Source organism: Campylobacter sp. CNRCH_2016_0050h, from assembly GCF_025772605.1.
Lineage (GTDB): Bacteria > Campylobacterota > Campylobacteria > Campylobacterales > Campylobacteraceae > Campylobacter_D > Campylobacter_D lari_D.
The window spans coordinates 1-5,940 of the sequence record NZ_JAKMSK010000024.1; the positions used below are offsets into that span (position 1 = coordinate 1).

A 5,940-nucleotide genomic window follows, 5' to 3' on the forward strand; every position below is an offset into this window, starting at 1 on the left:
TCCCAATTTTAATAAAACTTTAAGCTTTTACTGCTATAATTTCATTTCCTTTTCAAATAAAAGGGACTTAAAAAACTTAAGATTTTTATCTTAATTTTTAATATTTGTTCTTTAAATTATTAATATTGTTAATCAAATCTTATAGTCAATCTTTGAAATCTAAATAAGTGATCGATTGAGCCAGAGATTTACCTTAATAATGTAAATCTATCAATTAATAATTAAAGATTATTTTATTAATCTTTAAAATACTTTTTCTTTAAAGAAAAAGATTAAACTATCTATATTTTTTATGGAGAGTTTGATCCTGGCTCAGAGTGAACGCTGGCGGCGTGCCTAATACATGCAAGTCGAACGATGAAGCTTTTAGCTTGCTAGAAGTGGATTAGTGGCGCACGGGTGAGTAAGGTATAGTTAATCTGCCCTACACAAGAGGACAACAGTTGGAAACGACTGCTAATACTCTATACTCCTGCTTAACATAAGTTGAGTAGGGAAAGTTTTTCGGTGTAGGATGAGACTATATAGTATCAGCTAGTTGGTGAGGTAATGGCTCACCAAGGCTATGACGCTTAACTGGTCTGAGAGGATGATCAGTCACACTGGAACTGAGACACGGTCCAGACTCCTACGGGAGGCAGCAGTAGGGAATATTGCGCAATGGGGGAAACCCTGACGCAGCAACGCCGCGTGGAGGATGACACTTTTCGGAGCGTAAACTCCTTTTCTTAGGGAAGAATTCTGACGGTACCTAAGGAATAAGCACCGGCTAACTCCGTGCCAGCAGCCGCGGTAATACGGAGGGTGCAAGCGTTACTCGGAATCACTGGGCGTAAAGGGCGCGTAGGCGGATTATCAAGTCTCTTGTGAAATCCAACGGCTTAACCGTTGAACTGCTTGGGAAACTGGTAGTCTAGAGTGAGGGAGAGGCAGATGGAATTGGTGGTGTAGGGGTAAAATCCGTAGATATCACCAAGAATACCCATTGCGAAGGCGATCTGCTGGAACTTAACTGACGCTAAGGCGCGAAAGCGTGGGGAGCAAACAGGATTAGATACCCTGGTAGTCCACGCCCTAAACGATGTACACTAGTTGTTGGGGTGCTAGTCATCTCAGTAATGCAGCTAACGCATTAAGTGTACCGCCTGGGGAGTACGGTCGCAAGATTAAAACTCAAAGGAATAGACGGGGACCCGCACAAGCGGTGGAGCATGTGGTTTAATTCGAAGATACGCGAAGAACCTTACCTGGGCTTGATATCCTAAGAACCTCTTAGAGATAAGAGGGTGCTAGCTTGCTAGAACTTAGAGACAGGTGCTGCACGGCTGTCGTCAGCTCGTGTCGTGAGATGTTGGGTTAAGTCCCGCAACGAGCGCAACCCACGTATTTAGTTGCTAACGGTTTGGCCGAGCACTCTAAATAGACTGCCTTCGTAAGGAGGAGGAAGGTGTGGACGACGTCAAGTCATCATGGCCCTTATGCCCAGGGCGACACACGTGCTACAATGGCATATACAATGAGACGCAATACCGCGAGGTGGAGCAAATCTATAAAATATGTCCCAGTTCGGATTGTTCTCTGCAACTCGAGAGCATGAAGCCGGAATCGCTAGTAATCGTAGATCAGCCATGCTACGGTGAATACGTTCCCGGGTCTTGTACTCACCGCCCGTCACACCATGGGAGTTGATTTCACTCGAAGCCGGAATACTAAACTAGTTACCGTCCACAGTGGAATCAGCGACTGGGGTGAAGTCGTAACAAGGTAACCGTAGGAGAACCTGCGGTTGGATCACCTCCTTTCTAGAGTACAAACTGATAAGTCTCACAACTATCAGTTCATATATAGACTCAATCATCCTTGTTTAGATTTCAAAGATTGATGAAAAGCTAATTTTGGGGAATTAGCTCAGCTGGGAGAGCGCCTGCTTTGCACGCAGGAGGTCAGCGGTTCGATCCCGCTATTCTCCACCATTTATTAAGGGCCTATAGCTCAGCTGGTTAGAGTGCACCCCTGATAAGGGTGAGGTCACAAGTTCAAGTCTTGTTAGGCCCACCATAAAAAAGATTTGTTTATCAATCATATAATAAAGTTTTAAAACTTAAAGCAAGTATATAGCTAATAATAAAGCAATAAGTAAAGTAAAATACTTTATTACTTATGTTTTTAAATTATTTAAACTCTTTATATATACTTCCTTTAGGTTTTAAGACCTAAGCTAAATAAATAATAGAATATTTTATATATTAGATTAGTTATTTAATGTTATTTGAATTATCATTGTTAAGAGTCACAAGCAAGTTTTAATAAAAACAATTTTACAGGACTTGTTAAAGGATAAAACCTAACTATCTTTTCTTTAGCTTTTAGTTAAAGACAAGTTTTAAACTCACAGCTTAGTTAGACTAATGTTTTTAGTTTTATTAAGTGTTTAAATGCTTTCCGTCTTAAGATAGTAAAGTCTTATCATAAAAACTTTAACAAGGAAGTGATGCGTTTTAGAATGAATTTAAAAGGTAAGCTATTAAGAGCGAATGGTGGATGCCTTGGCTGGTAAAGGCGATGAAGGACGTACTAGACTGCGATAAGCTACGGGGAGCTGTCAAGAAGCTTTGATCCGTAGATTTCCGAATGGGGCAACCCAGTATATAGAGATATATACTACCATAATGGAGCGAACGTAGGGAATTGAAACATCTTAGTACCTACAGGAAAAGAAATCAATAGAGATTGCGTCAGTAGCGGCGAGCGAAAGCGCAAGAGGGCAAACCCAGTGCTTGCACTGGGGGTTGTAGGACTGCAATGTGCAATAGGTAAGGTTAGTAGAACACTCTGGAAAGTGTAGCCATAGAGGGTGATAGTCCCGTATACGAAAACCAAACCTTAGCTAGCAGTATCCTGAGTAGGGCGGGACACGAGGAATCCTGTCTGAAGCTGGGTCGACCACGATCCAACCCTAAATACTACTACCAGACCGATAGTGCACAAGTACCGTGAGGGAAAGGTGAAAAGAACTGAGGTGATCAGAGTGAAATAGAACCTGAAACCATTTGCTTACAATCATTCAGAGCACTATGTAGCAATACAGTGTGATGGACTGCCTTTTGCATAATGAGCCTGCGAGTTGTGGTGTCTGGCAAGGTTAAGCACACGCGAAGCCGTAGCGAAAGCGAGTCTGAATAGGGCGCTTAAGTCAGATGCTGCAGACCCGAAACGAAGTGATCTATCCATGAGCAAGTTGAAGCTAGTGTAAGAACTAGTGGAGGACTGAACCGATAGGCGTTGAAAAGCCCCCGGATGACTTGTGGATAGGGGTGAAAGGCCAATCAAACTTCGTGATAGCTGGTTCTCTCCGAAATATATTTAGGTATAGCGTTGTGTCGTAGTATAAGGGGGTAGAGCACTGAATGGGCTAGGGCATACACCAATGTACCAAACCCTATCAAACTCCGAATACCTTATATGTAATCACAGCAGTCAGGCGGCGAGTGATAAAATCCGTCGTCAAGAGGGAAACAACCCAGACTACCAGCTAAGGTCCCTAAATCTTACTTAAGTGGAAAACGATGTGAAGTTACTTAAACAACCAGGAGGTTGGCTTAGAAGCAGCCATCCTTTAAAGAAAGCGTAATAGCTCACTGGTCTAGTGATTTTGCGCGGAAAATATAACGGGGCTAAAGTAAGTACCGAAGCTGTAGACTTGATTTTATCAAGTGGTAGGAGAGCGTTCTATTTGCGCCGAAGGTATACCGGTAAGGAGTGCTGGAGCGAATAGAAGTGAGCATGCAGGCATGAGTAGCGATAATTAATGTGAGAATCATTAACGCCGTAAACCCAAGGTTTCCTACGCGATGCTCGTCATCGTAGGGTTAGTCGGGTCCTAAGTCGAGTCCGAAAGGGGTAGACGATGGCAAATTGGTTAATATTCCAATACCAACATTAGTGTGCGATGGAAGGACGCTTAGGGCTAAGCAAGCTAGCGGATGGAAGTGCTAGTCTAAGGTCGTAGGAGGTTATATAGGCAAATCCGTATAACAATACTCTGAGAACTGAAAGGCTCTTCAAAGTCTTCGGACAGCGAGGAGAATTGCTGATGCCGTCGAGCCAAGAAAAGTTTCTAAGTTTAGCTAATGTTGCCCGTACCGTAAACCGACACAGGTGGGTGGGATGAGTATTCTAAGGCGCGTGGAAGAACTCTCTTTAAGGAACTCTGCAAAATAGCACCGTATCTTCGGTATAAGGTGTGGTTCGCTTCGTATTAGGATTTACTCCGAAAGCGAAGAAACTTACAACAAAGAGTCCCTCCCGACTGTTTACCAAAAACACAGCACTCTGCTAACTCGTAAGAGGATGTATAGGGTGTGACGCCTGCCCGGTGCTCGAAGGTTAATTGATGGGGTTAGCATTAGCGAAGCTCTTGATCGAAGCCCGAGTAAACGGCGGCCGTAACTATAACGGTCCTAAGGTAGCGAAATTCCTTGTCGGTTAAATACCGACCTGCATGAATGGCGTAACGAGATGGGAGCTGTCTCAAAGAGGGATCCAGTGAAATTGTAGTGGAGGTGAAAATTCCTCCTACCCGCGGCAAGACGGAAAGACCCCGTGGACCTTTACTACAGCTTGACACTGCTATTTGGATAAGAATGTGCAGGATAGGTGGGAGGCTTTGAGTATATGACGCCAGTTGTATATGAGCCGTTGTTGAGATACCACTCTTTCTTATTTGGGTAGCTAACCAGCTTGAGTTATCCTCAAGTGGGACAATGTCTGGTGGGTAGTTTGACTGGGGCGGTCGCCTCCCAAATAATAACGGAGGCTTACAAAGGTTGGCTCAGAACGGTTGGAAATCGTTCGTAGAGTATAAAGGTATAAGCCAGCTTAACTGCAAGACATACAAGTCAAGCAGAGACGAAAGTCGGTCTTAGTGATCCGGTGGTTCTGTGTGGAAGGGCCATCGCTCAAAGGATAAAAGGTACCCCGGGGATAACAGGCTGATCTCCCCCAAGAGCTCACATCGACGGGGAGGTTTGGCACCTCGATGTCGGCTCATCGCATCCTGGGGCTGGAGCAGGTCCCAAGGGTATGGCTGTTCGCCATTTAAAGCGGTACGCGAGCTGGGTTCAGAACGTCGTGAGACAGTTCGGTCCCTATCTGCCGTGGGCGTAAGAAGATTGAAGAGATTTGACCCTAGTACGAGAGGACCGGGTTGAACAAACCACTGGTGTAGCTGTTGTTCTGCCAAGAGCATCGCAGCGTAGCTAAGTTTGGAACGGATAAACGCTGAAAGCATCTAAGCGTGAAGCCAACTCTAAGATGAATCTTCTCTAAGCTCTCTAGAAGACTACTAGTTTGATAGGCTGGGTGTGTAATGGATGAAAGTCCTTTAGCTGACCAGTACTAATAGAGCGTTTGGCTTATCTTATTTAAGCATCACTTCCTTGTTAAGGTTTTTAATAAAGCTTTGGGTGTTTTTATATGAAATATTTATATAAAAATTACATTCTTAAGTTTATAAAATCTTATAAGTAAAGTTTATATTAGAACTTGCTCTTAACATTGTTTTTTAAGTATTCTAAAATAAAACAATAAAGTATTTAGTTCAATAAAACATCTAAATAAGAATAAGATGAAAGTTAAAATAAAAATGATTTTTATATCTAAATCTTATTGATTGTTTTTATTATGCTATATTAAATAGAATATTTAAATAACAATGTCCGTGATTATACAGATGTGGAGACGCCTTGCTCCATCCCGAACCAAGAAGCTAAGCACATCGTGGGTGATGATACTACGCCTTACTGGCAGGGGGAAAGTAGCTCATTGCGGACTTGTTAATTCTTATTATTCTTACTTTATATATAATCCTATATTTATTTTTATTGTTAGTTATTTTAGTTATTTTAGTTATTTTAGTTATTTTAGTTATTTTAGTTATTT

Annotated in this window: 2 tRNA genes and 3 rRNA genes; all 5 read left to right on the top strand. The window is 42.5% G+C overall.

Going from position 1 to position 5,940, the window contains the following annotated elements:
• Positions 1–289 precede the first annotated feature (289 nt).
• Positions 290–1,802 (top strand): 16S ribosomal RNA (locus L8X28_RS08135).
• A gap of 95 nt (positions 1,803–1,897) precedes the next feature.
• Positions 1,898–1,973, top strand: a tRNA-Ala gene (locus L8X28_RS08140).
• An 8-nt stretch (positions 1,974–1,981) separates the two neighbouring features.
• Positions 1,982–2,058 (top strand) — tRNA-Ile (locus tag L8X28_RS08145).
• A 456-nt stretch (positions 2,059–2,514) separates the two neighbouring features.
• Positions 2,515–5,422 (top strand): 23S ribosomal RNA (locus tag L8X28_RS08150).
• 293 nt (positions 5,423–5,715) lie between these two features.
• Positions 5,716–5,832 (top strand): 5S ribosomal RNA (rrf, locus tag L8X28_RS08155).
• The 16S, 23S and 5S rRNA genes sit together here with 2 tRNA genes alongside, the layout of an rRNA operon.
• Positions 5,833–5,940: the final 108 nt, after the last annotated feature.